This window comes from Rhizobium sp. SU303, from assembly GCF_021052345.1.
Taxonomy (GTDB): domain Bacteria; phylum Pseudomonadota; class Alphaproteobacteria; order Rhizobiales; family Rhizobiaceae; genus Rhizobium; species Rhizobium laguerreae.
Genome location: NZ_CP088095.1, coordinates 3,435,325 through 3,450,349, shown reverse-complemented (window position 1 = coordinate 3,450,349; position 15,025 = coordinate 3,435,325). Strand labels below are relative to the sequence as shown.

Annotated in this window: 16 protein-coding genes and 1 pseudogene; 2 read left to right on the top strand and 15 right to left on the bottom strand. The window is 56.4% G+C overall.

Going from position 1 to position 15,025, the window contains the following annotated elements:
* Positions 1-7 precede the first annotated feature (7 nt).
* The 14 genes from RlegSU303_RS17250 to RlegSU303_RS17185 all read right to left on the bottom strand — a co-directional run bounded on the left by RlegSU303_RS17250 (position 8) and on the right by RlegSU303_RS17185 (position 13,450).
* Complete coding sequence (locus RlegSU303_RS17250) at positions 8-484, bottom strand: glycosyltransferase (protein WP_017961662.1); 477 nt, start codon at positions 482-484, stop codon at positions 8-10.
* Positions 481-939 (bottom strand): glucuronosyltransferase, encoded by a 459-nt coding sequence (locus RlegSU303_RS17245; RefSeq protein ID WP_011653119.1) that lies wholly within the window; start codon positions 937-939, stop codon positions 481-483. The genes RlegSU303_RS17250 and RlegSU303_RS17245 overlap by 4 nt, the downstream gene beginning before the upstream one ends.
* Before the next feature lie 209 nt (positions 940-1,148).
* Entirely contained in the window at positions 1,149-2,129 is a 981-nt protein-coding gene (locus RlegSU303_RS17240; RefSeq protein ID WP_131629766.1) for a glycosyltransferase family A protein, read from the bottom strand.
* Entirely contained in the window at positions 2,126-3,010 is an 885-nt protein-coding gene (locus RlegSU303_RS17235; protein WP_231283232.1) for a glycosyltransferase family 2 protein, read from the bottom strand. The genes RlegSU303_RS17240 and RlegSU303_RS17235 overlap by 4 nt, the downstream gene beginning before the upstream one ends.
* Positions 3,007-3,981, bottom strand: coding sequence for a glycosyltransferase (locus RlegSU303_RS17230; protein WP_094087592.1), 975 nt, complete (start codon positions 3,979-3,981; stop codon positions 3,007-3,009). The genes RlegSU303_RS17235 and RlegSU303_RS17230 overlap by 4 nt, the downstream gene beginning before the upstream one ends.
* 91 nt (positions 3,982-4,072) lie before the next feature.
* Positions 4,073-5,041, bottom strand: a complete 969-nt coding sequence (locus tag RlegSU303_RS17225) for a glycosyltransferase (RefSeq protein WP_017961658.1) — start codon at positions 5,039-5,041, stop codon at positions 4,073-4,075.
* A 167-nt stretch (positions 5,042-5,208) separates the two neighbouring features.
* Positions 5,209-6,153 (bottom strand): glycosyltransferase, encoded by a 945-nt coding sequence (locus tag RlegSU303_RS17220; RefSeq protein WP_017961657.1) that lies wholly within the window; start codon positions 6,151-6,153, stop codon positions 5,209-5,211.
* A gap of 83 nt (positions 6,154-6,236) precedes the next feature.
* On the bottom strand, positions 6,237-7,058 hold the full coding sequence (locus RlegSU303_RS17215) for a hypothetical protein (protein WP_017961656.1): 822 nt from the start codon (positions 7,056-7,058) through the stop codon (positions 6,237-6,239).
* Between the two features lie 39 nt (positions 7,059-7,097).
* Positions 7,098-8,102: a polysaccharide pyruvyl transferase family protein gene (locus tag RlegSU303_RS17210; RefSeq protein ID WP_003561855.1), complete on the bottom strand. Its 1,005-nt coding sequence runs from the start codon at positions 8,100-8,102 to the stop codon at positions 7,098-7,100.
* Positions 8,103-8,134: 32 nt separating this feature from the next.
* Positions 8,135-9,637, bottom strand: coding sequence for a lipopolysaccharide biosynthesis protein (locus tag RlegSU303_RS17205; protein ID WP_026158820.1), 1,503 nt, complete (start codon positions 9,635-9,637; stop codon positions 8,135-8,137).
* Between the two features lie 151 nt (positions 9,638-9,788).
* Positions 9,789-10,691, bottom strand: a complete 903-nt coding sequence (pssM, locus tag RlegSU303_RS17200) for an exopolysaccharide glucosyl ketal-pyruvate-transferase (protein ID WP_011653111.1) — start codon at positions 10,689-10,691, stop codon at positions 9,789-9,791.
* Entirely contained in the window at positions 10,688-11,194 is a 507-nt protein-coding gene (locus RlegSU303_RS17195) for an acyltransferase (RefSeq protein ID WP_003542119.1), read from the bottom strand. The genes pssM and RlegSU303_RS17195 overlap by 4 nt, the downstream gene beginning before the upstream one ends.
* Positions 11,194-12,345, bottom strand: a complete 1,152-nt coding sequence (locus tag RlegSU303_RS17190; RefSeq protein WP_131719151.1) for a glycosyltransferase — start codon at positions 12,343-12,345, stop codon at positions 11,194-11,196. Before RlegSU303_RS17190 ends, RlegSU303_RS17195 begins: the two co-directional genes overlap by 1 nt.
* 31 nt (positions 12,346-12,376) lie before the next feature.
* Positions 12,377-13,450: an endo-1,4-beta-xylanase gene (locus RlegSU303_RS17185; protein WP_026158819.1), complete on the bottom strand. Its 1,074-nt coding sequence runs from the start codon at positions 13,448-13,450 to the stop codon at positions 12,377-12,379.
* A gap of 205 nt (positions 13,451-13,655) precedes the next feature.
* Here RlegSU303_RS17185 and RlegSU303_RS17180 point away from each other — a divergent pair, with 205 nt between their 5' ends.
* Positions 13,656-14,030: a hypothetical protein gene (locus tag RlegSU303_RS17180; RefSeq protein WP_043294569.1), complete on the top strand. Its 375-nt coding sequence runs from the start codon at positions 13,656-13,658 to the stop codon at positions 14,028-14,030.
* A 30-nt stretch (positions 14,031-14,060) separates the two neighbouring features.
* Here the strand turns inward: RlegSU303_RS17180 and RlegSU303_RS17175 are convergent.
* Positions 14,061-14,890, bottom strand: a pseudogene (locus RlegSU303_RS17175) (DUF6030 family protein).
* On the opposite strand from RlegSU303_RS17175, the gene RlegSU303_RS17170 reads away from it, so the two are divergent.
* Positions 14,847-15,017: a hypothetical protein gene (locus tag RlegSU303_RS17170; RefSeq protein ID WP_231283855.1), complete on the top strand. Its 171-nt coding sequence runs from the start codon at positions 14,847-14,849 to the stop codon at positions 15,015-15,017. The pseudogene RlegSU303_RS17175 and the gene RlegSU303_RS17170 sit on opposite strands and share 44 nt — an antisense overlap.
* The last annotated feature ends 8 nt before the right edge of the window (positions 15,018-15,025 follow it).

The window sequence follows — 15,025 nt, the reverse complement described above, 5'->3', positions numbered from 1 at the left end:
CTCGGGGTCAGACTGCCGTAATATAGTTTTTCAGGTAGGTGACCAGTGAAGCCCGACCGGCTTCCGACGAATCTTCGTGAGATGGGCTATCCAGCTCTTCGAGCAGATAGTTCCGGAGATCGTCATCGGTGTGTGCGACATAGATGCCCGGCCGGCCCACGAGCTGGCTCACCGTGGCGAGCTGATGATCGTTTCGGTGCTCGCCGAGAGCCGCCTGTCGGGGAACGAGAATGATCGGCTTTCCAAAACGCTTGGCCGTAAGCACGGTGCCAATTCCCGCATGAGAGACGATGACACTTGCATCGCGAAAGACGTTATCAAAGTCTTTGGGCTCGATATTCTTGATCCATTTCATATTCTGTGGCGTGTAGGTGCCCTTGCCGATCTGCGCCAGAACCGGTTTCGACAGTTCGTTTGCGAAGGTGTCGACAGCCTTGACGAGGCGATCAAACGGCAGTTGCGTTCCGACGGTGACAAGGATCAAAGGACAGCTCCTGCGTAATGGGGGCCATCCGGCCTCGACAGATGTTGCCATTGCGTGAGCCAGAGCGTCGCAATATGGCCGGCCAGTTTACCCGATAGGGACAGCTTCTCGACATTGGCGACGCTATCGATCCAGATCGTCCGCTTGCCCGTCAATTTGCCGGCCAGCAGGCAAAAAAGCCCGGGTGCGGCACCGGTCGAGATGATGACGTCGGGCCTGTGCTTGATGACGATGGAGAAGGCGGTGAAAAAGCACCGGATCGACATGGTAATCGAGTCGCGGCTGCAATCGGGAAGGACTAGTCCGCCGCGAATGTCGTATTTTGCAAGCAGTCCCGGGATGGTCGTTGCAAAGACGATATCGCAGCCCTCAAATGCGCCGCGCATGGCCATCAGCTGTTCCCAGTGGCCGCCTCCTGACGAGGCAGCGAGAACCTTCAATTTTTTCTCAGTCATAAACAGGCATCTCCTATATTTGACCGATGGATAAGGGCGAAAACCGTTCTGTTCGAACAGCGATTGCGTCACGATAGTTCAGTGGAAGTGTACCATTTCTGGCCCGGTTGGTTGAAGCCATGAAGTTGATAAACCGGCAATTACGCATGATGTTTTCGTCTGAAACAGCATAACGGCCAAATCTCATCCGAGCGCGCCCGCGCAAATGATCAGTGAGCGGCATTGGGTTTGTACTCCTGATATGCATGTCCGAGAATCCCGTTAACCATGCCCGCGCCGCGCAGAACATGGGTGAGGGCACGCATGCCCCAATAGGGTGAAATCAGGATCGCCGGCAGCATGGCCAGCCCAAGCATGACTCTCGTGGCGCCATAGGCCGCTCGGTAGATCCGGCGCTTCAGGTTGCCGTGCAGGACCTCGCTGACTGCGAAGGTATTGCCGAGCCGGTATTGTCTTTGCAATACCCATTTCCAGGTCATCCGGCTGGCCGGAACGATATCATGGACAAGCGCCTTGTCAGCCCAGAAGACCTGCATGCCACGGCGGATGGCTTGGTTGAAGAAAAGGTAATCCGTGCCCCCGGTGAAGCGCATCTTCTCTTCAAAACGCAGATTCCATGAACGGATCAGGGGATAGTCGAACATGACGTTGTTCGATGCCGCATAAGAAATGCGTTGACCGTCCTTGTTCTTTTTGCGCTCGAACACCCTTGCCTTGATAAAATATTCCGGCGGGTTTTCCGGATAGACCGGTTGGACGGGGCCATAGACGCAATCGGCGCGGTTTTTCTCCCGTGTCTCCAGCATCGCATCCAGCCAGCCGTCGACGGGCCATTCGTCATCGTCGAGAAAGCAGAAGAGGTCAGTGCCTGGAGGTGCCGAGTCCAGTGCGCGATTGCGTGCAAAGGGTATGCCTTGGTTTTGTTCAATGACGTAGATCAGGTCGTAGGCACCTGTTTGGCCAAAGCTCTCTACCGTGGTCCTCGCGCTGCCGGCCGCGTCATTATCCACGATCACCATGGTGAGATGATAGGGGCGAGCCGGGTGCCTGACCTGGCGCGTCATGACGTCAAGCAGCTTGGCGATCCCGTCGAGGCGCCGATAGGTCAGCACACCGACGGCAATCTTCAGCGGTGCGGCGCCTCCTTCTGTGCCGACGGATGAATGCGGAAAAGTCTCTTGCTGATTCATGACTGTCCTCTCCGCAGCATATTTCCCAAACGCTTGCGCGCCGCCATCAAGGCCACTTCGGTCGCGGCAGCATCGCCGAACGGACCGCCGGCCACTGTGTTGCGAGCTTCGCTCGGGAGCTTCAGAAGCGATGTCGTTTCGGCAATTCCGCCGGCCACGAGGCTCTTGCCGAGTGCCTGGAGGCCGTCATAGCGGCGTGCCAGTTCCAATCCTGTCGCGATCATGATCCGCGGGCGCAGTGTTTTTGCCCTGCTTGTGCCCGTATAGCGGTTCGAGGCATGAATGCGTTGAAAGGTCAGCGGTGTTTCGACGATGGCGCCGCGACCCAGATACGCGGCTGCAAACTTGATGTAATTGTCGCTGAGGACGACGTCTGTCGCGACGGACATTGGCAGTATCTGGGACAGCAGATTGCGGCGGAAGCTCAAGCCCGATGTCGGAACCGGAAGCGAGGGAAAGCCGCCCCTGCGAAGCGTATCCCGCTTGTCGAACAGCGTCACCTGCAGCTCCGCGGGAGGCTGGTCGTCTTCATTGGTCGTCACGCGGTCGAAGCACCAGTCGATCTCGTTGCGATCGTAGATCTCGGCGATGCGCGCGAGTTTGCCGGGCAAAAACGCATCATCGGCATCGAGGAGAAAGAGGATATCGCCGCTTGCGGCCGCAAAACCCGCATTGAAGCTCGATGCCTGGCCACCATTTTCCTTCAATACGGTCAGGATCCGCTCGCCATAGGAAGCAAGAATATCTTGGGAATCATCGGTGGAGCCATCGTCGACCACGATCACTTCGAAGTCGGGATAGACCTGCGACAGAACACTGTCGATGCATGGGCGCAAATACTGGCCGTAATTGAAATTGTTGATAAGCACCGATATTTTCAATGCACGACCTCCTGCGCTAGTCGACCAGAATGATTTACCGCCGGTGCGTATCGGCGAAGTCCGGCGCGGTAGCCACGCATGTAATAGTACTTCCAGATGGCCCAGAACCGCTTCTTTGATCGGGGCAACGGATAAAGGAGGGCTGCCCGAACCGCCCAGTTGGCGCTCTCGATCCAGGTTCTTAAGGGGATTCCCCCGATCCTGACACCTTTTGGAATGTCCTCGGCGAAGAGCGCTGGCATTCCATAGCCAAGACGTTCCCCACGCTTCTGTACCCAAGCCTCTGTCACGCTAGAGGCTGGAATCCAATGATGAACAATGGCCTCGGCGCACCGATAGGTTTTCACGCCGCTTCGGGATAGGCGGCTGACGATTTCCGTATCCTCTCCCATTGCGAAAAGACCTCCTGGAAGCGGCCCGATATCTTCGCGGAATCGAATATTGCTGCCAAGCAATTCGCGACGCACGGTCGTGTTCGGACCCCAAATTTTTGTCGGGTCGCATGGGCCACTGGATTCCTGGTCGGCTATGGCGAAGGTTGATCCCATGGGAATCCAGTCCAACAGCGGATCCCCATGGGGATAATGCTCCCAATTTGGAAGAATTCGGCCGCCGATAACGCCGAAATTCGGGTTTGCCTCCGCGCATGCAGCGATCGAACTCAACCAGTTCGCATCTGCCTCGACGTCGTCGTCCGTAAAAACGATCAGCGCTCCTCGAGCGATCGCCAGAGCTGCGTTCATAGCGCCTGATTTGCCTGGGCGGGTATGATTAACAACAACAATTGGAAGCTTCTTTGCATATTGATCGAGAAGCTCCTGTGTTTCGTCTTTACTGGCGTTGTTGACGGTAATCAGTTCCCATTGTTCGACTGGAAGGTTTTGCCCCAACATCGAATCCAGCATCTGTCGAAGCCGTCTGCTGGCGCCGTTGAAGGACGAAAAGATGACACTAATTCTCGGATCCGTCATCAAACCCACTCGCCTCCTGACGTGCGAAAATCCTGCCCGCTGCCTCCGCAGTTGGAGCACTTCCTGTCGATGCCGCGGTTTAGTACTTTCGTCATTTGGCACCGACCTGAGAGTAGATCGTTTTATTCATCGTAGATCGCTGCTTGAGAAATTGCCGCAGGATCCCCTGTCTCACCGACTGCGCCCAGAGCAATTTGAAGCGAACGCCGCTTGGCGGAAATCTCTTGACGACAACGCTGGCCGGCACCATCAGAAGCCATCTCAAGGCGCTAGCGATGGGCAGACCGCCAATTTTCGTTTTGCTGTCGAAGAGGTCCGGCCGAACGATAACCAAGCCCATGCCATAACGCTCGCCGCGCCGCAAAACCCAGCCTTCGTTCACATAGCCCTTCCTGACAATGTGCCGAACCCCGGGACGTCGCGAGTGAAAAGCCTTGGCTCCATTCTTCTCCAACCTGAGAGCGAAAGCAGTATCCTCGCCCATGGGGAACTGAGCGACAGTGGCATCCGGGCCGAGGCCGTCGTGAACGATATAACCGGATCCTAAAATGGAACGACGGAAGGCCGAATTCGGCCCAGATATCAATGCCGCTGAAATCGGCCCCTCGGGTAAACCGTCATTTAGCGCATAAAGAATCCCCAGATGCCCGTATTTGATGAGCCACGATGCCGGCCTTTCCTCCCATTCGGGCGTTATTAGGCCGCCGAATATGGCAAACTGTGGCTGCTGATCCGCCAAGGTGAGAAACTGCTCGATCCAATCCGGCGCGGGAATGACGTCGTCATCGGTTAAAATGACGAGTTCGCCCTCCAGATGGCGGAAGCCCGAAGTCAATGCGTGTTGTTTGCCTTGTTTTAGCTCAAAATAAACTTCCAGTGGAAGCCGCGCCTTAAAGGAATTCAAGACTGATGCAGTGTTGTCGCTGCTGTTGTTGTCGACTGCGACGATTTTCCATTCTTCCTTCGGTAGGGTCGAAGCGCATAGTGCGTCAAGCATCGTTGGCAGGGTTTTCTCGCCGTTATAAGTTGAGAACAGTATTGTGACCTTGACTTTGCTCATTTGATGCTCCGGACCTCATTTTGGTCTGATCGCTCCCCAGTGCGGATTGGGTCACGCCTTACCGATGACTTGGCCTGCCATAGAACGCTGTCGCTGCGTGGCCGCATACTGCCATAAATTGCTGATGGGCACCGTAGATTTTAAATTACTGCCTCCTCGGCAATGAATTACTGTGTCATCGTCTGAGAAACGTATCGGCGAATTCCGGCGCGATAGCCGCGCATGTAGTAATATTTCCAGATCGCCCAGAAACGTTTCTTCGATCGCGGCAAGAGATAAAGCATTGCTGCCCGGAAGGCCCATTGTGCGCTTTCGATCCAGGTCGGAAGCGGAACTCCGCTTAACCTCACCCCTCCAGGCACCTCGTCGGGAAAGAGCGCCGGCATGCCGTAGCCAAGCCGCTCGCCTCTTTTCTGTACCCAATCCTCCGTCACGCTCGATGCCGGAATCCAATGATGGACCACGGCCTCGGCGCATCGATAGGACTTGGCGCCATTGGCGGCCAGGCGAATGATGATTTCCGCATCTTCACCCATAGCAAAAATCTTTCCGGGAAGAGGACCGATATCTTCGCGGTAGCGCACGCTTGTTCCGAGCAGCTCTCGCCGGACGATCGTATTCGGGCCCCAGACTTTCGTCGGGTCACACGGTCCGCTTTGGGTGTCATCGACTATCGCAAAGGTGGATCCCATCGGAATCCATTCGATAAACCTGTCTTTTGGTTCTTTCTCCCATTCAGGGACGATTCTGCCGCCGAAGACGCCATAACTCGGATGGGCTGCGGCGCAGTCGACGATCGCTTTCAGCCAGTTCGGTTCGGCACGAACATCGTCGTCCGTAAAGACGACGAGATCCCCCTTCACCCGATCCAGGGCCATATTCAGCGCGCCGGACTTTCCCGGCTTGCGCTGCTGCAGGATGGTGATGGGAAGCTTGTCGCTATAGGTTTCCAAAAGATCAAACGTGCCGTCATTGCTATTGTTGTCGACGGCTATCAGTTCCCACCGATCATGGGGAAGCTCCTGGCGCACCAAGGAATCCAAAGTATGGCGCAGCCGGCGGCTGGCGCCATTGTAGGATGAAAAGAGCACGCTGACCAATAGATCCGACATCAGTTAACAACCCTCTTGGTGAAGTCGAAAGAGAAGAGCTTCATATTTTGACCGCCTGTGCGATGTTCGAGTGGGATCGACGCTTACGCGGGGTTCGATCGCGTCTTACCGAAAAACTCGCGCCTGTGACCCTCGCCGAGTATCCTCAGTCTACGAAGATTGCGCAACCACCGCCGCGGTTTGGTGAGTACGCCGCGGTTCAGGAAATACTGTCGCAGCAGGCTCGGTGCCTGACTATGCGATCCGCCGTGGGCGACCCGATAGACCGCCCCGCGAAAGGGAAGCTTCGTGAGCGGCGCTCCCCGTTGCGCAAGAATATCCGCTATGCGGACATGGCTGCCCAGCATCGACTTGATCCAATCGAGCGAAGCATCCTCAAAGCGTTCCGGCAGTTCGTAGAGATCGGCACGAATGATCAATGAGGTACCGCAGAGATGGCTGAAGTCGTCATGGCCAAACAGGAAGTTGCCGCCATCGTCCCAGATATAACCATGGTCGATTGTCCATCCGTTGGCGTCCCGATTTTCGGACACGTGTTGAACGATTCGCGAACTGACGAAATCGTCGTCATCGACAATCATGAAGAAGCGACTGTCGGTGGCGTTCAACATGCCGCTCAGAACGCGACGGCCTTTGTCTGCCCGGAAGGCATCAAGGAAGTCTTCCTTGCTGCCCTTTCCAAGCTCATGCAGGTCGTTCGGCGGAAAGGTGACACGCACGGCGGAGAATTTTTCCGGCAGGTCAGGCAGATCGGCGCCTTCGTTTGCCACGATGATGCCGCGCCAGTCCCCATTGGTCTGGTTGGAAATGGAAGCCACGGTCTGTGTCAGATTTGCCTTCAGCCTGCTCCAGTCGCGGGCATTGTCCTGATGTCGGACCGGGATAATGAAGGTGACAAGTGTCATCGGATTACCTCCTGATCCTGCAAGCGCGCAGCGTCTCTGTCATCCGCGCGCTCCTTGCCCGGCCTGGTGACGCGCCCACTCGATTCCATCTTCAAGCGATGTTGCCTTGTATGAAAGGTCGGTCCCGCCGGAGAAGGCATTCATGAAGCGGCGGATCTTTCCGTAGCTGTTGTCCAATACGGCATGCGGCCGGCCAAGCAGCAGTGAGCAGATATGGACATGCAGGCGATCGGTAACGATGGCGCGAGCGCGTGAAATCTGGCTGATGCCGCGCTCGAAGCGGTTGTGCGCTGCGGCGTCCAGCTTGCGCAATGCCACTTCGCTCGGCTTCAGTGCCAGGAAAGCCGAAGCTGCCCCCAACTTCTTGGCGATATCAACCTTGCGTTTCGACTCGGTGATCCAATCTTCCACGGGAATATCGGAAGGGATCTTGCGATCGGTGCCGCCAACCCGTTCCGCATCCTCTCGCAGCATGGCGAGGACGGAAATTTGCGTTGCCCTGTCCGGCAGCGGCCCGATGGCGAAGGCCATGTCGGGGCATAGCCGGACGGTGCAGTCGAAGTGCTTCTCGGAAAATTCCTTCGATTCTTCATCGCGCACGAGCAGGACGAAATTCTTATGACGCGCGATTGCGCGTGCGGATTGCTCGATGCGCTCAGGTGAACTGTAGTGGATAGACTGCGGGAACTGGACGATCTGCCGATCCGGGAAACGCTCCATGATGGCTTCGCGGAAATCCTGATGGGAAACCCAGATGTCGCCGAAATTGCCGCCGCCATGAATGAAAATCGGACCGGTCGGCACGCGCTTTTTCAGCTCATCTGCGGAGAAGTCCGCCGTTCTCGAAACATAGTCCGGGCGTTTGCCGAAGCGATCCTTCAGATAGGCCATTTCGCCCAGCCAGATTGCGGAGTCGCCGCAATTGCGGATGTCGGGGAAATCAAGGATTGCAAGCGGTTCATCGCGTGAGACATAGTCTTTCAGGCAATCATGGATCATACCATTAAGTTTTGCGATCAGCTCCGTTCTGGATTGGCTGGTCATTCTGCCTCTCTTGTTGATGTTCGTTTTAGCTTTTAGGCCGACTTGGGTATGGCCATACGTTTGGCTTTTGACAGGAACTTGACAAAGATACGCTGAACTTCGGTTTCCGGGCCATTTGGCTTCTTCATAGCGAGCCAAAGGACAAAGCTGGAACCGACATAGAGAATACCGCCGGTGATGACCAGTATGGCCAGATGGAGAGCCAAGCCCAGCTTATCGGTCGGCATGTTCAGGACATGCGACAGTCCCCAGACGCCGGCGGCCATCAATGCGACGCTGGCAAGTGCGCGGAAGTTGGCGCCGAGTTGCTGGAAGAACGGCAGGCCGATCAATCGCTTGACGAGAAGCATATTGACCGCGGTGGAAATCAAACCCGTCAACACACGCGCATAGACGACGCCTGGAAGTCCGGCAATTATCAGGCCGACGATGATGATGGGAACGCGGACCACCAGCATCTGGGCGTCGCGGATGAACAGCAACTTGGTATGACCCTTTGCCATGCCCAACGGCTGGACGAGTGAACCGAGCGTCTGCAGAGCAAAGACCGATGCGAGCGCCTGGACGATAAAGATGGCGGGAATCCATTTCTCTCCCAAGGCGAGCCGCATCATCGGATCAGCCACGACCGCCATGCCGATTCCAGCCGGAAGCGCCACTGCAGCCAAAAGCGCCTGCGCACGCTGATAGGCTGCGATTAGCCGGACCGGGTCGTTGCGTACTCTGGAAAAGCCCGGATAAATCGTCTGGTTCAACGGTGCCGTGGCCTCACGGGTCGGCAGCGTCGAAAGGGTGTTGCCGACGGTATAGTGGCCTAGCTGCGTGGCGCCCAACATCTTGCCGATCAGCAGATACTCGATCCGCCAGTTCAGCGTGTTGACGATCTGTCCTGCCGTCAGCCAAAGCGAGAACGAAAACAATTCCCGCGCATGCCGGAAGGTTATGCGCGGCCAGAACGGCAAGACGGTATAGGAAACGATGATATTGGTAATCTGATAGGCGAGGGTGCCGAGAACAAGAGCCCAATAGCTCTGGTAGATCGCAGCGATTGCCACCGTCACGACGAAGCCGACCAGCTTTTGCGATACGTTGAGAACGAATTCCTGCCAGAAGATCAGATCACGCTGGAGCATGACGCGACGTGGATTGGCCAGGCCGCTCAGGAGCAAGCTGAAACTCAAAGCCAGCATGACGCTTGTCAGCCGGGGCTCGTTATAAAATTCGGCAATTGGAAAGGCACTGGCGGCAAACAGCAAAGCCAGGATCGCGCTTCTTGTCACGCTCAGCGTCCAAACCGCGCTGAAATGAACCTCGCTCGGGTCCTCGTGGCGGATGAGCGCCTGATTGAGCGAGAGTTCGGTGACGGAACTCAGAATGATCTGGATCGTCGTTGCAATGGCAACGAGACCGAAATCGGACGGTGCGAGGTACCAGGCGAGAACGAAGGTGCTGAGCGCCGAAAGCCCGTTGACGATGGCGCGGGACAGGCTCAGCCACATGCTGCCCTGGATCAGCCGGTCGGTAACACTGCTCATGGTCGAACGGCTCCGCACGTCATAGACATTGACCGTTGAAGCGGGCTGAGCGCCCATCCAAAGTATTTCTCTCCATTGCGGGAAGAGAGGGTGTTGATGAAGTTAGAAGGGATCATGCCTTATCGCCTCGTCACGAATCGGGTTTGCCTGGTCACAGGACGCTTGCCGTTTTCTTGGAAAAATCCTGCTTCAGCCGATCCAGTTCCAGCAGCATTCTGTTGTGCGCATTTACCATGGACTCGTCGGAACTCAGTTGTCCCGGCTTCTCTGCTACCCGCTGCAGCGTCTTGACCGTCGACCCGAAGACATAATTGCCGGTGAGCTGCCGGATGCGGCGGTGGCGGAACGTTATGTTCTTCAAAAGATAGGTGTTGTTCCGTACCAGTGATGCGCCTGCTTCGACGACGTTTGACGGGCCAATCGGGTCGAAGTCGATCTCCAGATCAAGTGCACTTGCCCAATCGTACCACTTGGCTCGGTTCCCCGGCGCGATCGGTCGAATCGCCCGCCAGGGAACGCGCAGCGCGTCTGAGATAATGCAGCCATGCATCGCCTCGGAGACCACTTTATGCGATGCGCTGATTTCAGTCAGAACCTTTTCCACCGGCCAGCGCGGATCGATATAGTGAATGCCTGCGAGTTCGCAAACCTTATCCCAACTGCCGTACATGGCGCTTTCGTAGTGCGGCATGAAGGAGACCGGGTAACGCTTTTCGATGCTTTTCGCATCCCAGCAGCTGCGCGTGAGGATGCCCGAATCGCCGATGGCGTAGCTCGGATCGATGCCGAGGACCTCGGCGGTCTTCTTTCCGCGCACGAAATAGAACGTCCAGTTGCCGTCGACTTTCGGCGGGTTGGTGTAGCCGCCGTAACCCGAGCCGAAGACGATCTTCTGCATGTTCGGGTCGAAATTGTCGTAGAGGATCGAGCCGATGCCGAGAAAGAGCTGGCTTTCGTCCTCATCGAAGAAGCCGGGCAGCAGACGCTCCCAGAGCCAATGGTTCAGTTCGTCGCCAAAATTCTCGTGTTTCCCCCGGTAGGCAAACATCTTCATCGTGCTTCTCCAGTCGGCAAGTGCGTCACGATCTGCGAGACCGTCTCGTCTTCGCGTGCCATGCGTCCGTAACGCGAAATGATCTTGATGTCGCTGCGGATTATCTTTGCCGGATTTCCCGCCACGAGCGAGCGCGGCGGCACGTTCTTGGTCACCACCGAGCCCGAGCCGATGACACATTCGTCGCCGATCTCGACGCCGGGCAGAATGATGCTGCGGGCGCCGATGAAGCAGCGCTTGCCGATCCTCGTGTGGAGGTAGAGCCCGCGTGTGAGATCGTGGGTGAGAATCGCAGCCTCAAAGGCGACGTAAGTTTCCGCGCCGATATGCAATCCCTTCGGGTTGGTCTTGTCGAAACGAACGCTCAAGGAAAAGCTTGCCGTCGGATCGATGTCCATTCCCCAGAATTTCGTATAGTAGAGCCATTTGGCCGTCACAATGCTGTTCCGCAGCGGCCGAAATACATTCAGTCCCCACTTCGGCTTTTTTCCTGTCTGCACCATCAAGTCCGACCCCGGCTGGAAAATTCGTCTAGCACGGAACTGTAATAGTCCTCGAGCATCCCCGTTTGGCGACGTAAGTCGAAACGCTCGGCCACCAGAAGCGGTGCCCGCGCGCTAAAGGCTGTCCACAGAGCCTGGTCGTTGAGCAGCCTTCCGACCGCCTCCGCCATTCCCGCGACATCCCGCTCCTCCACGAGATAACCAGTTTTCCCCTCTTCGATCGCTTCGCCCACGCCTCCCGAGCGAAATGCGACGACCGGAGTACCGACGGCTTCCGCCTCTAGATTGGCGAGGCCGAAAGCTTCGGCGTGACCATTCTCGAGGGTCACGCTTCCATGAAGATAAAGCTCCGCACTGGCGAGCAGGTCTCTAATCTCAGTCTGCGACAGGTTTTCATGGATCGTGACGCTTGGCAAGGAACGACGCGCCAGTGCTTCGATTTCCTCCTTCAACGGGCCCTGGCCAACCATGACGAATTCGACCGGGGTGCCGGCGGCGGCCACCCGTGAAAGCGCATCGATCATGAAACGATGGCCCTTGTAGTCGACGAAGCGGGCAATTGAAACCACGAGCCCTTTTTTTCGCGGACGAGGCTCCATTTTGAAGAGATCGAGATCGATGCCGATATGATGGCGATAGACGCGTTCGGCACGAAAGCCGAGCGCCAGCAGCCGGTCGCGGATGAAATCGGAAACGGCGATGTTCCAGCTGTTCCAGCCGGCCATCTCGCTCCGGCCCTTGGCGAAGAAACGCACCTGATTGAAGCCGCCCGGCTTTTTCGGATCACCGCGATAGGTGGCATCGAAGCCGTGGAACGTCGTGACCAGCGGCTTGCCGGCGGCGCGCGCCAATGGGCCGATGACATACCCGTTCTTGCCAAAATGGGCATGAACGAGATCGGCTTTTCCGATCGCGGGAAAGAGGAAGGGGAGACCGATCTGCGGGATTTTCAGAAGCAGTTCACCGGCCCGTGCAACGGGCGACCGACGGATGTCATGAACCGGAACAGTGGATTTTTTTGTATGGGCCGAAGAAATTCGCGAGCCAGCAAGAATTTCAGCTTCGAAAGAACGAAACGCTACCGCCTGGTTGAGAACAAATGCCTGGCTGGCAGGCAAAAATTTTTCCACATAAATAACGGCTTTTTTCATGAATCTGTTTGCGTCTCCGTTGTCTTGCGCATCACATCGCCTCTATTGCCCGCCGGATCCCATCAACCGCACTTCTCGGCGCATTGTTTTCGTCGTAAAGATTAACGCGCTTCGTGCAAGCCGCAGCGGGATCGGTCGCTTTCTCATCGGGCTCGCCGTATTTTTCCGACATGCCCCATACCGTCACGCCTTTCAAGTCACCATGTTCGGCGGCGACAGTGATCACCTCGCTGAAAATATCGGCGTAGGATGCCGGCGTGAAGGCTTTGTCGCGGTTCAGGAAGTGACAGGACGCATCCAATTCGGTGATGAAAACGCCGACACCCATGTCCTTCAGCGCCGCGCAGAAGCGCCCCATTCCTTCCGGATCGATCCGGTCGAGGCCGGGGCGGAAATGCGCCTGCAGGCCCACTGCATTGATCGGCGTTTTTTTGGCGACGAGATCCTCGACGATTTTCAGGATGCGCGCGCGCTTCTGTTCGAACACGTCGGATTTTTTCTCCAGATGCGTTTCGTTGAGCACCAGCGTCGCGCCGGGATTGGCCTGGTGCGCCATGTCGAAACTCATACGGATATAATCGTCGCCAAGAAGGCGTCGGAAAACACAATCCCGCAGATCCGGTGCATCATACTCCAACGGTTCGTTTACCACATCCCAAGCATCGATCGAGTTCTTATAGCGAGTGACAATCTGTTTTATATGACGGTTCATCGTCGCCTGAATGGTCTTTGCGTCGGTGATATCAGACACCCAGCCCGGGACGCGATACCAGATCAGCGTATGGCCATAAACCCTCATGTTGTTTTTGCGCGCAAATGCAACCATACGGTCGGCGCTGCCGAAGCTGAAAACACCCGGTCTCTTTTCCGTCGCACTCCACTTCAGTTCGTTTCGCGGCGTTATTGAATTGACGTTGTCGATGTAGATCTCGGCAGCGATTGGATCTTTGATGTTTTGCAAATCGATTGCCGATCCGAATCGGAACGACCTCCTGTCGGCAAGGACGCGCAGGCCTGCAGCGGCAGGCACCTGTGCCAGGGCCTGGCCCGTACGGACATACAACAAAGCGAGCGGAACCGAGGCGAGGAAACGTCTTCTATTCATTCTATCTCTCACTGTTAGCTTTTTTCATGTCCGTGGTGGAATTTGAAAGGCCGGGCCCGTCGGCACCGATCCATCACGAGATTCGCGTTCAATTCAGCAGAGTAATACAACCTCAAATATACTTTCCCGGCAGGGGATATTATTGGTGTCTGCTAGACTTTTCAGAATAACCCAAGATATAAACCGCTCGGGGAGGGCGCGCGCGATGGAAGATTGGTCCAGCTATCTGATGAGCTATTTTCATATGGCATTTCAAAATGCCGTTTTTTTTATGGCGACCATTCGAAACGGTCTCTCTGCTCTCGATGACTGGCAGTTCGCGGTCCTTATTCTCGGCATCATCGGCATCATTTCCCTCCCGTTCGCAGCGCTGGTCAGAATGTCGTGGCGGTTGCGCCGATCGGAAATCGTCATTCGCTCGCTGAACGAAGAGCTTGCGCAAGTCACGCAGGACCTCAATGTCGAGCGTGTCTGGCGTCTGGCGGGTGGGGACAGCACCGAACGGCCGAGTGCGGACAGTTTGAAAGAGCTCTACAAGATAATGGCCAGACATCACGACGATGCGCGTCACATGGCGTGATCAGTCCGTGCATGGGATGAAGCCGAGGACCTAATGCCGATGTTCCTGACTTTCAGCCGGCGCTTCGGTATGGGGAGTCTCGGAGACTGATTCCGGTTGCGCGCTGTCGATCTCGACTGCGGGGTCCGGCAACGGCAGCCATCTTCTGCCGGAAAAATAATTTCGTGTACTTTTCTGGGGTCCTGAAGTTGCATCCAGCGAGAGCGTGAAGTTGTAATTCCCGGGATTGAGCACCTCGCGGGTGAAGCCGATACTGGCTCCGAAGCCGTCTTCCTTGATGTCCTTCAGATTCTTGATCGCGTTCAGGGTCTCGTGAAAATCGAGCCATTGCGGTTGCCGCAGCATGATTTCGAAAATTCGCAGAATGGCGGGATCGAGCTGGCCATTTTCATCGGTCTCGGGATTGATGATTTTCACGCGCATATTGTTGATCGTGCCGGCGGCGTCGCCGCGAACGATGACGAAGATGGAGCTCGGGAGCTGATCCTTCTCCCGCTTGCCGCTCTGCTCGAAAAAGCATTCAAATGTATCGGCGTTGAAACTCGCCGCCGCCCAATCGCTGGTTTCGATGCCGGCATTGCGCAGCGCCGCACACATTGCGGCGCCGGATATCCGCCATGTTCGCAGGAAAGTCGAGGCGGTCCGTACCACCGGCGGTTCGATGACATGCAATGGAAGCATGAAGGTGGCCGGTGGTGTGGGGCGGGGAAGGGCTTTGGGGGAGGCGGTCTGACCTCCTGGGGAAAGAGATCGAAGCCAAAATAGTGGCTAACCGTCTTTAAGTGCTTCATGTTGTTGGAAAGCAGGACCGTTCCCATGACCAGCGAGAGGGAAATCGTCAGCAGCAACCAGAAGACCACGGGAACCCGCGGTTTCCCCACCGGCTGTTTTGCATATGCGGACGACGAATTATCGGGCAAGCTTGTCTTCTCCGGCGCGCGAGAAGGGGTTTCGATCGGGCTGTCTAAATCCAGCAGTATACATTGATCCGTTAA